The organism is Massilia sp. UYP11 (genome assembly GCF_050434805.1).
Taxonomy (GTDB): domain Bacteria; phylum Pseudomonadota; class Gammaproteobacteria; order Burkholderiales; family Burkholderiaceae_D; genus Telluria.
The window spans coordinates 50,224-64,252 of sequence record NZ_JBNDJE010000003.1; the positions used below are offsets into that span (position 1 = coordinate 50,224).

General features: G+C 67.8%; 13 protein-coding genes and 1 tRNA gene. 11 read left to right on the forward strand and 3 right to left on the reverse strand.

Features of this window, described 5'->3' with window-relative positions:
- The first annotated feature begins 23 nt into the window (after window positions 1-23).
- The 8 genes from ABIB38_RS06860 (at window position 24) to ABIB38_RS06895 (ending at window position 6,557) form a co-directional block, all read left to right on the forward strand.
- Window positions 24-1,178: an endo-1,4-beta-xylanase gene (locus ABIB38_RS06860; protein WP_429202915.1), complete on the forward strand. Its 1,155-nt coding sequence runs from the start codon at window positions 24-26 to the stop codon at window positions 1,176-1,178.
- A 216-nt stretch (window positions 1,179-1,394) separates the two neighbouring features.
- Window positions 1,395-1,604, forward strand: a complete 210-nt coding sequence (locus tag ABIB38_RS06865; RefSeq protein WP_429202917.1) for a hypothetical protein — start codon at window positions 1,395-1,397, stop codon at window positions 1,602-1,604.
- 1 nt (window position 1,605) lies between these two features.
- Window positions 1,606-2,751 carry a methyltransferase gene (locus ABIB38_RS06870; RefSeq protein WP_429202919.1) on the forward strand — a complete coding sequence of 382 codons (1,146 nt, stop codon included), beginning with the start codon at window positions 1,606-1,608 and terminating at the stop codon, window positions 2,749-2,751.
- A 79-nt stretch (window positions 2,752-2,830) separates the two neighbouring features.
- Window positions 2,831-2,907, forward strand: a tRNA-Met gene (locus tag ABIB38_RS06875).
- A 72-nt stretch (window positions 2,908-2,979) separates the two neighbouring features.
- Window positions 2,980-3,237, forward strand: coding sequence for a hypothetical protein (locus ABIB38_RS06880; RefSeq protein WP_429202921.1), 258 nt, complete (start codon window positions 2,980-2,982; stop codon window positions 3,235-3,237).
- 28 nt (window positions 3,238-3,265) lie between these two features.
- Window positions 3,266-4,675 (forward strand): ATP-dependent RNA helicase DbpA, encoded by a 1,410-nt coding sequence (gene dbpA / locus ABIB38_RS06885; protein WP_429202923.1) that lies wholly within the window; start codon window positions 3,266-3,268, stop codon window positions 4,673-4,675.
- Between the two features lie 137 nt (window positions 4,676-4,812).
- Window positions 4,813-6,069 (forward strand): hypothetical protein, encoded by a 1,257-nt coding sequence (locus ABIB38_RS06890; RefSeq protein ID WP_429202925.1) that lies wholly within the window; start codon window positions 4,813-4,815, stop codon window positions 6,067-6,069.
- Window positions 6,066-6,557, forward strand: a complete 492-nt coding sequence (locus tag ABIB38_RS06895) for a TssQ family T6SS-associated lipoprotein (RefSeq protein WP_429202927.1) — start codon at window positions 6,066-6,068, stop codon at window positions 6,555-6,557. The genes ABIB38_RS06890 and ABIB38_RS06895 overlap by 4 nt, the downstream gene beginning before the upstream one ends.
- Here the strand turns inward: ABIB38_RS06895 and ABIB38_RS06900 are convergent.
- Complete coding sequence (locus ABIB38_RS06900) at window positions 6,547-8,148, reverse strand: amidase (RefSeq protein WP_429202929.1); 1,602 nt, start codon at window positions 8,146-8,148, stop codon at window positions 6,547-6,549. The two genes, ABIB38_RS06895 and ABIB38_RS06900, sit on opposite strands and share 11 nt — an antisense overlap.
- Before the next feature lie 184 nt (window positions 8,149-8,332).
- On the opposite strand from ABIB38_RS06900, the gene ilvD reads away from it, so the two are divergent.
- Window positions 8,333-10,195 carry a dihydroxy-acid dehydratase gene (ilvD, locus tag ABIB38_RS06905; RefSeq protein ID WP_429202930.1) on the forward strand — a complete coding sequence of 621 codons (1,863 nt, stop codon included), beginning with the start codon at window positions 8,333-8,335 and terminating at the stop codon, window positions 10,193-10,195.
- 133 nt (window positions 10,196-10,328) lie between these two features.
- Here the strand turns inward: ilvD and ABIB38_RS06910 are convergent, their stop codons facing one another.
- Both ABIB38_RS06910 and earP read right to left on the reverse strand, forming a co-directional pair.
- On the reverse strand, window positions 10,329-10,904 hold the full coding sequence (locus ABIB38_RS06910) for an elongation factor P (protein WP_005666727.1): 576 nt from the start codon (window positions 10,902-10,904) through the stop codon (window positions 10,329-10,331).
- Between the two features lie 108 nt (window positions 10,905-11,012).
- Window positions 11,013-12,188 carry an elongation factor P maturation arginine rhamnosyltransferase EarP gene (gene earP / locus ABIB38_RS06915; protein ID WP_429202932.1) on the reverse strand — a complete coding sequence of 392 codons (1,176 nt, stop codon included), beginning with the start codon at window positions 12,186-12,188 and terminating at the stop codon, window positions 11,013-11,015.
- Between the two features lie 363 nt (window positions 12,189-12,551).
- Here earP and ABIB38_RS06920 point away from each other — a divergent pair, with 363 nt between their 5' ends.
- Window positions 12,552-13,616 (forward strand): hypothetical protein, encoded by a 1,065-nt coding sequence (locus ABIB38_RS06920; RefSeq protein WP_429202934.1) that lies wholly within the window; start codon window positions 12,552-12,554, stop codon window positions 13,614-13,616.
- Between the two features lie 136 nt (window positions 13,617-13,752).
- Window positions 13,753-14,007, forward strand: coding sequence for a hypothetical protein (locus tag ABIB38_RS06925; protein WP_429202936.1), 255 nt, complete (start codon window positions 13,753-13,755; stop codon window positions 14,005-14,007).
- Window positions 14,008-14,029 lie beyond the last annotated feature (22 nt).

Genomic DNA, 14,029 nt, shown 5'->3' on the forward strand with positions numbered 1-14,029 from the left:
CACAAAAAAGGAGACACCACCCAATGACATCGCGACGCGACACCCTGAAACTGCTTGGCACCGCGGCCGGCGCCTTGCTCGCCCCCCATGCACTGGCCGCGCAGGACGCCGGCCCCGCCCTCAAGGACCTGGCCAAGGCCAAGGGCATGCGCTTCGGTAACGCCGTGGGCATGCTGGAAGACCAGGACACCCGCAAGAGTTTCCGCGATCCTGCCTACCGCGCGCTGATGGCGCGCGAGTGCAACCTGATCGTCGCCGAGAACGAGACCAAGTGGCAGGCCTTGCAACCCAAACCGGGGCCGTACCAGTGGGGACCGGCCGACGAGATGTTCGCCTGGGCGCGCAAGGAAGGCATGGCGGTGCGCGGCCATACCCTGATCTGGCAGGATCCGAAATGGCTGCCCGGCTGGGTGAATGCGCTGGACCTCAAGTCCAGGCCGGTCGGCGACGCCGAAGCGATCCTGCGCGAGCACATCAAGACCGTCTGCGCGCACATGGGGCAGGACGTCATCAGCCACGACGTCGTCAACGAGGCGGTGTCGCCGCAAGACGGCTCACTGATCGAGAACGTGTTCACCAGGCGCATGGGCGCCGTCGAGCAGATCGAATTCGCCTTCCGCCAGGCCCACGAGCACGCGCCGAAGGCGCAACTGGTGTACAACGACTTCATGGGCCCCGGCCCGGGCAATGACGCCAGGCACCGCGCCGGCGTGCTCAAGCTGCTGGCGGAACTGAAAAAACGCGGCGCCCCGATCCACGCCCTGGGCCTGCAAAGCCATATCAGCGCGGGCGACGCCATGTCCGGCCCCGCCAACGCGGCGGTATTGCGCGAATGGCGCAAGTTCCTGGACGAGGTCACCGGCATGGGCCTGGACCTCCTGATCACGGAGTTCGACGTCAACGACAAGGGCTTCCCCGCCGATGTCGCCAGGCGCGACGCGGCCAGCGCGGCGCTGGCGCGCGACTACCTCGACGTGACCCTGAGCTACCCGAGCTGCCGCGATTTCCTGCTGTGGGGCATGGCGGACCACGTGAACTGGCTGCAGACCTGGAGCGAAGCCAGGCGTGCCGACGGCCTGGCGCAGCGTCCGACGCCTTACGACAGCCAGCTGCGCGCCAAGCCGATGCGCGAAGCCATCGCCGCCTCGCTGCGCGCGATGCCGATGCGTCGGGCCTGATTCTTCGGCCTCGGCACGTCAACAAGGGCAGTGCGCAAGGGCAGTGCGCGTCATGCGCTGCCCCGCACCACCAGGCCCGGAGCAAGCGATAACATTGATTGTCGGCGCGATCACTCGTGTATGGGCTTGGCGTTTGTCAATTCCTGCAGCGCCAGCGGAGGCGTCCCGGCGGCAGGTGTAAAATGCCGCTCTTTTCATCCACACCATCGCCCAACCATGAAGCCCGCCCGCATCCTGACCTTCAAGTGCGCCAAGTGCACCAAGCCGGTCAAAGTCTTCCTTCAAAAAGTGTCCGCCTGCTCGCACATCCAGCCTTACCAGGGCATCTGCGCCTGCGGCGAAGTCAAGCGTCACGCGACCGGCAGCCCGGACGCGGTGAAGTCCTATCTGGCGTCGGCCGACGGCAACTGGCATCACCATCACTGACATGACGACGCGGATCGAGTGGGTGGAAGGCGGCGAGACGCGCTCGGCGCTGTGGCGTTCCGAGAGCGGCTGGCCGGCGCCGAAGAACGTGGTGCTGGCCGACGACACCATGAGCGCCGACGCCGCCTATCGGCTCGCGCTGGACGGCACCGCCCTGCTCTGGCGCGGCGACTTCCAGAATGCACGCCAGTTGCTGCAGGCGCTGGTGCGCCGCATCGAGCACAAGGGCGAACGCGGCCGCCGCGCCAAGCCCAGGGCGCCGGCCACGCCGACCGAAGCCTTCCACCGCCACCGCCTGACCCAGCTGCAGCGCGCCCGCCTGCTAGCCATGCTCCTGATCCCGTTCGAGGCCGACCACGGCATCCCATTGCGGCGCGCGCCGGATGCGCGCCTGGCCTGCCTGGAAGCCTACGGCCCGGCCGACGAACCCTACGTCGCTTCGCTGCGCGAGCTGCTGGGCGTGATCGGCGCCCATGAATGGCGCCGCAAGGGCGTCATGGTCCCCGCGCTTGGCGAGCGCATCCATCCCTGGTATGGCGTGTTCTCGCCGGTGCGCGGCGAATACGTCGAGCTGGTGGCGCAGGCGCCGCTGCCCGCGGGCGCGAAAACGGCCTTCGACGTCGGCGCCGGCACCGGCGTGCTGTCCGCCGTGCTGGCGCGGCGCGGCCTGCGCGTGCTCGCCACCGACATGGATGCGCGCGCCCTCGGCTGCGCGCGCGAGAACATCGCGCGGCTCGGCCTGGCCGCGCAGGTCGAGGTGGTCCAGGCCGACCTGTTCCCGCAAGGCCATGCCCGCGCCCCGCTGGTCGTCTGCAATCCGCCCTGGCTGCCCGGCAAACCGAGTTCGGCGATCGAATACGCGATCTACGATCCGGACAGCCGCATGCTGCGCGGCTTTCTCGGTGGACTGGACGCGCACCTGGAGCCCGGCGGCGAAGGCTGGCTGATCATGTCCGATTTCGCCGAACACCTGGGTCTGCGCAGCCGCGAGCAACTGCTGGGCTGGATCGCGGACGCGGGGCTGGAGGTCGTGGCGCGCCACGATACGCGCCCGGTCCACCCGCGCGCCAGCGACCCCGACGATCCGCTGCATGCGGCGCGCGCGAAAGAAGTCACGTCGCTGTGGCGCCTGCGCAGCGCCGGCTGAGCGCCGGATGAGCGTCGAGCCCGCGCCACATGCCGGCATTGCAAATACCGGCAGAAGGCGCTATACTATCGTTCTCAGACGCGGGGTGGAGCAGTCTGGCAGCTCGTCGGGCTCATAACCCGAAGGTCACAGGTTCAAATCCTGTCCCCGCAACCAAATTCAATACAAAGCCCGACTCAACGAGCCGGGCTTTTGTTTTCTGCGGCAGAAACATGCAGAGGGCAGAGGATGAGAGACAAGAAAGACAACGCGACGTTCGACCTGCCGGGCTTCGAGCCGGCCGCGCCGGTCGTCGCAGCGCCTGGCTCCAGTCCCGAATCGACGCCGGAGCCGAAGCGCACCGGCTCCCGTCCGCGCCGCACCGCGCTCAAGCAAGAGCAGCTTCGCCTGCTCGACGAAACCGACACCACCGGCCTGCCCGTCTGGAAGCGCGACGACAAACTCGACCTGACCGGCCTGCCGGTCTGGGCGCCCGATCCTGAATAGCCCGGCCCTGCCGGCTGGAGGCTTAGCCATGCAATCCGACTCGTTCACCTCGCTGTCCCTCGAACCGCGTTTCCTCGCCAACCTGGCCGCGCTCGGCTACCACCACATGACGCAGGTGCAGGCCGAGACCCTGCCGTCGGTGCTGGCCGGACGCGACCTGATCGCCCAGGCCAAGACCGGCAGCGGCAAGACCGCGGCCTTCGGCATCGGCATCCTGAACAAGCTCAATCCGGCCTGGTTCGCGGTGCAGGGCCTGGTGCTGTGCCCGACGCGCGAGCTGGCCGACCAGGTCGCGGGCGAATTGCGGCGCCTGGCGCGGGGCGTCGGCAACGTCAAGATCCTGACCCTGACCGGCGGCGTGTCGATGCGGCCGCAGATCGCTTCGCTCGAGCATGGCGCCCACATCGTGGTCGGTACGCCCGGCCGCATCCGCGACCACCTGGGCCGCGCCACGCTCGACCTGTCGAAGGTGCAGACCCTGGTGCTCGACGAAGCCGACCGCATGACCGACATGGGTTTCTATGATGAAATCGCGGGCATCGTGTCGGCCACGCCGGTCCATCGCCAGACCCTGCTGTTCTCGGCGACCTACCCGGACGACATCCGCTTCGCCACCGCCGGCTTCCTGCGCGACCCGCTCGAAGTCAAGGTCGAAGGCCAGCACAGCCTGGAGGCGATCGACCAGCGCTTCTACGAGATCGGCTTCGAAGGCCGCGAGGAAGCGGTCGGCCGCCTGCTCAAGGCGCATCGCCCGGTGTCGGCCCTCGCCTTCTGCAATACCAAGGCGCGCTGCCGCGAACTGGCCGACAGCCTGCAGGCGCAGGGCTTCTCGGCGCTGGCGCTGTACGGCGAACTGGAACAACAGGAACGCGACGAGATCCTGGTGCTGTTCAGCAACCGCAGCTGCTCGGTGCTGGTGGCCACCGACGTCGCCGCGCGCGGCCTCGACATTGCCGACCTCGACACCGTGATCAACGTCGACGTCTCGCGCGACCCCGAGGTCCACGTGCACCGGGTCGGCCGCACCGGCCGCGCCGGCGCGAGCGGCATGGCGCACACGCTGGTGGCGCCGAACGAAAAGAAATGGGTGCGCCTGGTCGAGGAATACCAGAACCAGGAAGCGATCTGGGACAACCTCGACGCCCTGGGCGAACACCAGGAGCCAGCCGCGCCGGCGCCGATGGTGACCCTGTGCGTGGCCGGCGGCAAGAAGGCCAAGCTGCGTCCCGGCGACCTGCTGGGCGCCCTGACCGGCGACGCCGGCCTGACCCGCGAGCAAGTGGGCAAGATCAATATTGGCGAGTTCAACAGCTATATCGCGCTGGAGCGCAGCGTGGCGGCGGCCGCGGTCGCGCGCCTGGGCGAAGGCGCCTCGCCCGGCCCCGGCTTCGGCGCCATCAAGGGACGCTGGTTCAAGATGCGCTTCATGGAAGTCTGAGCGCCCCCCGCCCCCTCCCGGCAGTTGTAACTGCCGCGCACGGTTGAGCGGGACAACGCCATCTTTGGCGCAATTCTGGCATTATTTGCAACAAATAAACATTCACCGGGCGCCGCCCCAGCGTCCGCCATGATGCCATGATCAGTTCCGACACCCCAACACAGCAACTCGACGGCCGTACCGTCCGCGAAATCGTCGAGCACAACCACGAGATGGTCAGCGAAGCCTGGTGCCGCCGTATCGTGCGCCAGGTGCTGCAATCGCTCGAAGTGCAGTACGGCATGCGCATGCCGCATCGCGTAATCACGCCCGACACCCTGCTCATCCTCGATTCCGGCGATCCCGTGCTGCTGCCCAGCTCGGACGAAGAACCGGATCCGGCCACGCTGCCCGACATCGAGGCGCGCGACGTGCACGACCTGGCGGCGGTGGTGCACTATGCGGTGACGCTCGACCTCGCTCCCACCACGCTGCTGCACGGACGCCCGCTCGGCGACTACAGCGAGGCCTTCATCGCGGCCATCGACCGCTGCCTGGCGCCCGATCCGGCGCTGCGGCCGCACACCATTGAACAGATGCGCGAACTGCTGGGCATCGTGGTGCTCGGCCCGCCGCCCGCGGCGGCGCTGCCGCCCGAGGAAGACGACGTCGCGCCAGCGCCGCTGGCGCCGCCCGCCGACATCCACGCGGAGCCGGTCGTCACACCCGCTCCCGCTCCCGCGTACTCTTCGCCTGCATCGCCCGCCTCGCCTGCCTCGCCTGCTTCGCCTGTCTCGCCTGCGTCGCCGGTCCACGTGCCCCAGACCCGCTCGGCGCCCGATCCGGCCGCGGCCCCTGCCGCCACCGAACGCCCGCGCCGCTGGCTGCTCATCGGCATCGCCGCGCTGGTGGTGGTGGCGGCGCTGGCCGCCCTGTTCGCACTGCTGCGCCAGGCCGACTCCAGCGATGCGCTGGCCCTGTCCGTGCCGCCCGCGCTCGAAGACCCGCACAACGCCTCCGACGCGCCGCTGGTGACGCTGCCCCAGGAACCCGCGGCGCGCCTGGAAGGCCCGGTGATCGACGAGAGCGCCTCCGGGACGCCGGTCGCGCCCCCGCCCGCGCCCGACGCCGCGGTGCCGCCCACCTCGGTCCAGCTGGCGCCGCAGGGCACGCCGCCCGAGGCGGCCGTTGCCGGCACCACGTACACACTGGCGATCAAGCCCTGGGGCGCGATCGTCGTCGACGGCGTCGAACGCGGCGCCAGCCCGCCGCTCAGGCGCATCACGCTGCCACCGGGCGAGCATACGATCCGCATCGTCAACCCGAGCTTCCCGGAACACACCATCACCGTGTACTCGGTCGAGGGCCAGGCGGGTACGATCGAACTTGATTTCACCGAGGAGGTAGCACAGTGAACTTCGTCACCATGAGCCGGCTGGCCGCGCTGGCGCTGGCCACCGCCACATTGGCCGGCTGCGCCCAGTTCGGCCCCATGCTCGGCGGCCAGGAAAAGGCGCGGCCGCATCCACGCGCCGACGGCGCCAAGCCGCGCGTCCAGCGCGCGCAGCAGGCGAGCCGCCCCGCCGCGCCGGCGTCCAAACGCGACGACGCGGCGCTGCGCGAAGGCGTCGCCCTCTACGACAAGGGCGACTACGAAGGCGCGATCCGGCGCCTGAACGGCGGCGACATGAACGGCGCCGGCCAGCGCGAACGGCTGGCCGCCCTCAAGTACACCGCGTTCAGCTATTGCCTGACGGGGCGCCAGGCCCTGTGCCGCCAGACGTTCGACCGCGCCTTCAGGCTCGATGCGTCGTTCGACCTCGGGCCCGGCGAACATGGCCACCCGCAATGGGGGCCCGTCTTCGCGCAGGCCAGGCAGGCGGCGACGCTGGCTAGACCCTGATGTGGGCGGCGTAGGTCGGCGCGCGCCGGCGCCGGCCCGCCTGTTCGTAGGCATAGGCCATGGCGATCAGCGCCGGCTCGCTCCAGGCCTTGCCCACGAAAGACAGGCCGACCGGCAGCCCATGCAGCAGGCCGGCCGGCACCGTGACGTGCGGGTAGCCGGCCACCGCCGCCGGCGACGAAAAGCTGCTGCCGTAATGGTCGCCATTGACGTAATCGGTCAGCCAGGCCGGTCCGCCGGTCGGCGCCACCAGGGCGTCGAGCTTGCGGTCGCGCAGCACCTGCTCCAGTCCCTTGTCGCGCGCATAGCGCCGGTTGTTGGCCAGCGCCTTCACGTAGTCGCGCGCTTCCAGGCCGCCCTTCGACTGGGCCGCGATCAGGTGCTCCTGGCCGAAGTACGGCATCTCGCGCCTTGCGTTGCGCAGGTTGAAGTCGATGATGTCGGCCATGGTCTTGACCGGCGCGTGCGGCGCATAGGCCGCCAGCCAGGCCTCGAGGTCGGGCCGGAATTCGTGCAGCAGCACGATCAGCTCGGTCTGGCCATACTTGTCGCTGTTGGGGATCGTGACGTCTTCCAGGATCGCGCCCTGCTCCCTGAGCAGGTCCAGCTCTTTCCCGATCAGCGCGTTGACGCCGTCGTTGGCGCCGAAGAAGTCGCGCGCCACGCCCAGGCGCTTGCCGCGCAGGCCGTCCTTGCGCAGGAAGCTCGCATAGTTCACGCGCGGCGCCCTGGCGGTCGCGCCGTCCTGCGGATCGGAACCGGCCAGCGCCCCCAGCAGGAAGGCGGCGTCGGCCACGCTGCGCGTCATCGGGCCGGCCGTGTCCTGCGAGTGCGCGATCGGGATGATGCCTGCGCGGCTGACCAGGCCCAGGGTCGGCTTGATGCCGACGATGCCGCAGCTGGCGCTGGGCGAGACGATCGAGCCGTCGGTCTCGGTGCCGACCGCCAGCGTGGCCAGGCTGGCCGCCATGGCCGCCGCCGAGCCGGAACTCGAACCGCTGGTGTTGCGATCGAGCGCATACGGGTTGCGGGTCTGGCCGCCGCGCGCGCTCCAGCCGCTGGTCGAGCGCACCGAGCGCATGTTCGCCCATTCCGACAGATTGGTCTTGCCGAGGATGACGGCGCCGGCGGAGCGCAGCCGCGCGACCAGGTGGGCGTCGCGCGCGGCGCGCACGCCGTCCAGTGCCAGCGACCCGGCGGTGGTGCACATCTTGTCGCCGGTGGCGATATTGTCCTTCAGGAGCACCGGGATGCCGTGCAGCGGGCCGCGCAGCTTGCCGGCCTTGCGCTCGCGGTCGCGCTCGCGGGCGATGCCGAGCGCGTCGGGGTTCAGCTCGATCACCGAACGCAGGCGCGGGCCGGCGCGGTCGACGGCCTCGATGCGGGCCAGGTAACGCGTGGCCAGGCCATGCGCCGTCAGCTTGCCGGCGCGCATGGCCTGCTGCTGGCGCTGGACGCCGGCCTCGAGCATCGCGTCGGGCATGAACGTCGCGCTTGCCGGCGTCTGCGCGGGCGCCGCCAGCGCCAGGCCGGACGTTCCCGCGGCAGCGCCGGCCGCCAGACCCAGTCGTACAAAATCCCTGCGCTCCATGTGGCACCACTCCATGTATCACAAAGCAATAGCATAGCAGCACGATGGCGCTCACAGCAGCCGTTGTGTGATACGCAGAACCACTTACAGCCGAGATGATCATATATTGGACAAATCCAGTCCCAGCCTTCACCCTGACACCATCATTGTTTTCACGCATTCTCATATCCTGCAGGAGCATCCCATGCCGACTTACCGTTCACGCACCACCACCCAGGGCCGCAACATGGCCGGAGCCCGCGCACTGTGGCGCGCCACCGGCATGAAGGACGGCGACTTCGAGAAACCGATCATCGCCGTCGTCAATTCGTTCACCCAGTTCGTGCCCGGCCACGTGCACCTGAAAGACCTGGGCCAGCTGGTCGCGCGCGAGATCGAAGCGGCCGGCGGCGTGGCCAAGGAATTCAACACCATCGCGGTCGACGACGGCATCGCCATGGGCCATGGCGGCATGCTGTATTCGCTGCCCTCGCGCGACCTGATCGCCGACTCGGTCGAGTACATGGTCAATGCCCACTGCGCCGACGCCATGGTGTGCATCTCGAACTGCGACAAGATCACGCCCGGCATGCTGATGGCCGCGATGCGCCTGAACATCCCGACCGTATTCGTCTCGGGCGGCCCGATGGAGGCCGGCAAGGTCGTCAAGGTGGTCAATAACGAGCGCAAGGTGATCAAGCTCGACCTGATCGACGCCATGATCAAGGCCGGAGACGCCAGCGTGTCCGACGCCGACGTGGCGGAAGTGGAACGCTCGGCCTGCCCGACCTGCGGCTCGTGTTCCGGCATGTTCACCGCCAACTCGATGAACTGCCTCACCGAGGCGCTCGGCCTGTCGTTGCCGGGCAACGGCACCATCGTCGCCACCCACGCCGACCGCAAGGAACTGTTCCTGCGCGCCGGACGCCTGATCGTCGACGCGGCCAAGCGCCACTACGAAGGCGACGACTACTCAGTGCTGCCGCGCTCGATCGCCACCAAGGCCGCGTTCGAGAACGCGATGGCGCTCGACGTCTCGATGGGCGGCTCGACCAATACCGTGCTGCACCTGCTGGCCGCCGCGCACGAGGCGCAGGTCGATTTCACGATGGCCGACATCGACCGCATCTCGCGCCTGGTGCCCTGCCTGTGCAAGGTGGCGCCGATGACCGATAAATTCCACATCGAGGACGTGCATCGCGCCGGCGGCATCCCCGCGATCCTGGGCGAACTGGCGCGCGCGGGCCTGCTCGACACCTCGCTGCCGACCGTGCACAGCCCCAGCATCGGCGCGGCGATCGAGAAGTACGACGTCAAAGTCAGCGACGACGCCGACGTGCACCGCTGGTTCCGCGCGGCGCCGGGCGGCGTGCCGACCCAGGTCGCGTTCTCGCAATCGGAACGCTACGAACAGAACGACCTGGACCGGACCAGCGGCTGCATCCGCGACCGCGAGCACGCCTACTCGCAGGATGGCGGCCTGGCGGTCCTGTACGGAAACATCGCCGAGAAGGGCTGCATCGTCAAGACCGCCGGCGTGGACGAGAGCATCCTGAAGTTCTCCGGCAAGGCGCGCGTGTTCGAGAGCCAGGACGCGGCGGTGGAAGCGATCCTGGGCGACACCGTGCATGCGGGCGACGTGGTCATCATCCGCTACGAAGGCCCGAAAGGCGGGCCGGGCATGCAGGAGATGCTGTACCCGACCTCGTACATCAAGTCGAAGGGCCTGGGCAAGGCCTGCGCCCTGTTCACCGACGGACGCTTCTCGGGCGGCTCGTCGGGCCTGGTGATCGGCCACGCGTCGCCGGAAGCGGCGGAAGGCGGCGCCATCGGGCTGGTGGAAGAAGGCGACCTGATCGACATCGACATCCCGGCGCGCACGATCAACCTGCGCGTGAGCAGCGAGGAACTGGCGCACCGGCGCGCGGCGATGGAAGCGCGCGGCCAGGACGCGTGGCAGCCGGTCGGGCGCGAACGGTATGTGTCGCAGGCGCTGCAGGCGTATGCGGCGCTGACCACCTCGGCCGATCGGGGCGCGGTGCGGGACCTGTCGCAGCTGCGGCGCTAAGGAATCCAGGTGCGGGCGGGAGTCGGCAGCGACGCCGCCGACTCCCGCGCATTCCCGCGCATGACGAGGGACGAACAAAACGGGACGAAAAAAAACGCTGCCGAGGCAGCGTTTTTCATTGGAAAGCCAGTGCTCAGTTACGCACGACTTTCTTGTATTCATTGGTACGGGTGTCGATCTCGATCGTGTCGTCCTGGCTCACGAACAGCGGCACCATGATGGTGTGCTGGTGGGCTTCGATCGCGTTTTCCAGCTTGGCTTCCTTCAGGACGTTGCCCGAGGTGTTGCCCTTGACGGCCGGCTCCGAGTACACGATCTGGCGCGCGATGATGGTCGGCAGTTCGACCGAGATGGCCTTGCCGTCGTAGAACACGGCTTCGCATTCCATACCGTCTTTCAGGTAGTGCAGCGCGTCGCCCAGGTTCTCTTCTTCGATTTCGTACTGGTTGTACTCTTCGTCCATGAAGACGTACAGCGGGTCGGCGAAGTACGAGTAGGTGACCGGCTTCTTGTCCAGCACGACCACGTCGAACTTGTCGTCGCCGCGGAACACGTTTTCCAGCGGCGCGTTGGTCAGAAGATTCTTCATCTTCCACTTGTAGGTGAAGCCGGTGCGGCTCGAGCCGTTGACGTCGGAACGCAGCACGATGAACGGCTTTTCATCAACCATGATGATGTTGCCAACACGAATTTCTTTTGCGGGTTTCATAGGTGTTTTACGTAAAAAGATAGTTGCATTAAATCATCGCGGGCTGGGTGACCGAGCGCCTCGGAACCTGCGTTTGATCGTCGGAATCCGTTAGAAACTAACCGGGCATTATACTCGGTTTTCCTGTGCCTGCTCCAGCTCGCGCGCGAAATCGAGCAGCTTCGTCGCCAAATCGCCATGGGCGGTAACCTGCTCGCGCCAGGCGTCGGCCTGCTGCGCGATGCGCGGCAGCTCGGCTTCCAGCGCCGCCCAGGCCGCCGTCCAGTCGCCGACCTCGCGCGCTCCGTTCCAGCCGAGCATGAAGGCGTCCAGCGCCGGCAACGCCGGCGCATACGCCTGCAAGAAGGCGCGCAGCTTCTTGTGGTGCAGCTGCTCGTCCTGCGGGTAGATGTGCCAGACGAAGGGGCGCCCCGCCCATTGGGCGCGCACCCAGGAATCCTCGCCGCGCACGAAGTTCAGGTCGCAGGACCACAGCAGCAGGTCGTAGTCGTCCTGCGGCACGAAGGGCAGCACCCTCACGCTCAAGCTGCCGCTGGTGGCGCTCGCACCGGCCACCGCCGGGCCGCCCAGGAAGGCCTCGACCCGCTCGCGCGCCACGCCCTCGGGCACCAGGCACAGGGTCGGCTGCGCCGCCTGGCGCCACAAAGCGAACAAGGCATCCACCGGCGCCTCGGGATAGCAGAACAGCGACACCTTGCGCATGGCCGCCTGCTCCGGCGCCACGTTAAAGCGCGCCAGGAAGGCGGCGGCCCGGGCCGGATCCTGCTGGAAGGCGCGGCGGCGCGCGTCCAGGCCGGCTTCGTACAGCAGGCCGCCGGTGCGCTCGTTAAAGCCGGGGAAATAGAAGTGCTTGGTCAGCTTCAGCCGCGGATGCATCGACGGCAGCCGGTGGCAGCCCTCGACCCACTCCTCGGCCGTCAAGCCTTCGTAGTTGATCCATACCGGACGCGGCGTGCGCGCCGCCATCGCCTCGATCCAGGACGGCGGCAGCTCGCAGCCGAAGAACTCGATGACGACCTCGGGAATGTCGCCGGCGCCATGCACGCCGTCCTGGCCGCGCCAATGGCGCACGGCGACGCCCTGCACCGCCTGCGCCGCGGCGCCCGGATCGACGTCCGGACAGATGCGGCGAAAGCTCGCCAGGTCGTCCACCCACAGCGTGACCGCGGCCCCGTGCTCGTGGCGCAACTGGCGCGCCAGGCGCCAGCAGATCCCGATGTCGCCATAGTTATCGACGACCTTGCAAAAGATGGCCAGCGACGGCGCGGAAGAGTTCTGGAACATGGGTAGCGAGTGGGCCGGTCAGGCGGCGGTGGCAGGGGCCGCCATTCTAACGCCATCCGACGAAACATATCCTCGTGCACAGTGCAATGCTCGACGACACAAAGGCCTTTCTGGCACGCGTCTGCGTTATCGCAATGACCAAAATCGAAGTATGCCTCGACCGCAAGGAGGCACAAACTTCGCAATCGATGCCCTGTCGAACGCCTACCTGCAGGGAAGGCGGCCTCGATGGCAGCCCTTCCTGCCCTTCGCCTCGCGCCATCGGTCTTGCACAGGCGCGAACAATGTGAACACGGCCGACCGCGGCAGGCGCCAACCGCTTCCTGCCTGCCGCGATACGGCCGACTACCTGGAGGAGTTAGCATGAACGAGTATCAGCAAGCAGGCTATGGCCAACCATACGGACCACAACAGTTTGGGCCGCAATCGCTGGGCAGCATGTTCGGCGCGCCGCTGGGTGGCCTGATCGGCCGCGGCATCGGCGGTCTGTTCAACAACGCGGGCCTGGGCGGCCGCATCGGCGAAACGGCTGGCGGCTTCCTGGGTCGCTTTTCGCCGTTCTCGGCCGATCCGTCGGGCGGCCTCGGCGCGCAGCAACTCGATCCGCAACAACTGCAAGAGCTGCAGCAATTGCAGCAGCTCCAGCAATTGCAGCAGATTCAGCAGATGCAACAGATGCAGCAGCAGATGCAACAGCAACCCCAGCAGCAAGGCCAACTGGCCCCGCAAGGCGGCTTCTTCGGCAACCTGATCAGCACGATCGGCAAGCCGGCCGGCGCCCTCATCGGCAACCTGACCGGCAACCGCACCCTGGGGAACATCATCAGCGAAGGCTCCAGCTTCGGGCGCTTTGTGCCGTTCGGGGCCGACGCCCAGGGCCAGCAACAAGGCCAGCAGGGGTCGATGCCGCTGGCCCAGTTGCAGCAACTGCAGATGCTGCAACAGCACCTGCAACAGACGCTGCAACAAGTCCAGCAGCAGCAAGCGATGCTGCAACAGCAAATCGCCCAGCAAGGCGGCCAGATCGCCCCGCAAGGCTGGCTCAGCAACGCCATCACCCAGTATGCCCGCCCGGTCGGCAGTTTCATCGGCGAGCAGCTCGGCAACCAGGGCCTGGGCGCCGCGATCGGCAACGTCGCCAGCCAACTGGGCCGCTATGTGCCGCTCTCGGCGGATCCCTACAGCCAGCAGCAGGTCGGCCAGCAGCAGTTCGGGCAGCCGCAGTTCGGGCAGCAGCAGTTCGGCCAACCGCAGTTCGGGCAGCAGCAGTTCGGCCAACCGCAGTTCGGCCAACCGCAGTTCGGCCAACAACAGCCGGGCCAGCAGTTCGGCGGCCAGCAAATGCCTTATGGCGGCCAGCAGTTCGGCCAGCAAATGCCCTATGGTGGCCAGCAGATGCCGTACGGCGGCCAACAAACCGTGCATTGAACGGTTCGACCGCTTGACGCGCAGCGCTTGACGCTTATTGTCTAACGCATATTGCCTAACGCTTTTTGCCTAACGATCTTGCGCCGGCCTGCCGCGGGTATCCGCCAGCAGCCGGCCGGCGCTCAGGAGCCCCGCCATGCCGGCACCCCTGCCCCCCACGCTCGGCCGCTACATTGTGCGCGCCGCCAACGATGACAATGCACTCAGCGCGTTTCTCGCGACCCTCGGCGCCGAACCAGGCGTGCAATTGGTCGACATCATCGGGCCCTCTTCCGGTCCGCCGCACACGGCGGTCGTCGAGACCGATGCGCCGACCGCCGAGCGGCTGCGGCGACAGACTCTTCACCAGTTAACGATCGAACCGGACCAGCCGCTCTCGCTTTCCGACTGAGCGGCCCCGGGCAAAGGACATC

Excerpts from the sequence above, each read along its gene's own strand:
- ABIB38_RS06860 (WP_429202915.1), top strand. The coding sequence starts at position 24 with ATGACATCGCGACGCGACACCCTGAAACTGCTTGGCACCGCGGCCGGC.
- ABIB38_RS06865 (WP_429202917.1), top strand. The coding sequence starts at position 1,395 with ATGAAGCCCGCCCGCATCCTGACCTTCAAGTGCGCCAAGTGCACCAAG.
- ABIB38_RS06870 (WP_429202919.1), top strand. The coding sequence starts at position 1,606 with ATGACGACGCGGATCGAGTGGGTGGAAGGCGGCGAGACGCGCTCGGCG.
- ABIB38_RS06880 (WP_429202921.1), top strand. The coding sequence starts at position 2,980 with ATGAGAGACAAGAAAGACAACGCGACGTTCGACCTGCCGGGCTTCGAG.
- dbpA (WP_429202923.1), top strand. The coding sequence starts at position 3,266 with ATGCAATCCGACTCGTTCACCTCGCTGTCCCTCGAACCGCGTTTCCTC.
- ABIB38_RS06890 (WP_429202925.1), top strand. The coding sequence starts at position 4,813 with ATGATCAGTTCCGACACCCCAACACAGCAACTCGACGGCCGTACCGTC.
- ABIB38_RS06900 (WP_429202929.1), bottom strand. The coding sequence starts at position 8,148 with ATGGAGCGCAGGGATTTTGTACGACTGGGTCTGGCGGCCGGCGCTGCC.
- ilvD (WP_429202930.1), top strand. The coding sequence starts at position 8,333 with ATGCCGACTTACCGTTCACGCACCACCACCCAGGGCCGCAACATGGCC.
- ABIB38_RS06910 (WP_005666727.1), bottom strand. The coding sequence starts at position 10,904 with ATGAAACCCGCAAAAGAAATTCGTGTTGGCAACATCATCATGGTTGAT.
- earP (WP_429202932.1), bottom strand. The coding sequence starts at position 12,188 with ATGTTCCAGAACTCTTCCGCGCCGTCGCTGGCCATCTTTTGCAAGGTC.
- ABIB38_RS06920 (WP_429202934.1), top strand. The coding sequence starts at position 12,552 with ATGAACGAGTATCAGCAAGCAGGCTATGGCCAACCATACGGACCACAA.
- ABIB38_RS06925 (WP_429202936.1), top strand. The coding sequence starts at position 13,753 with ATGCCGGCACCCCTGCCCCCCACGCTCGGCCGCTACATTGTGCGCGCC.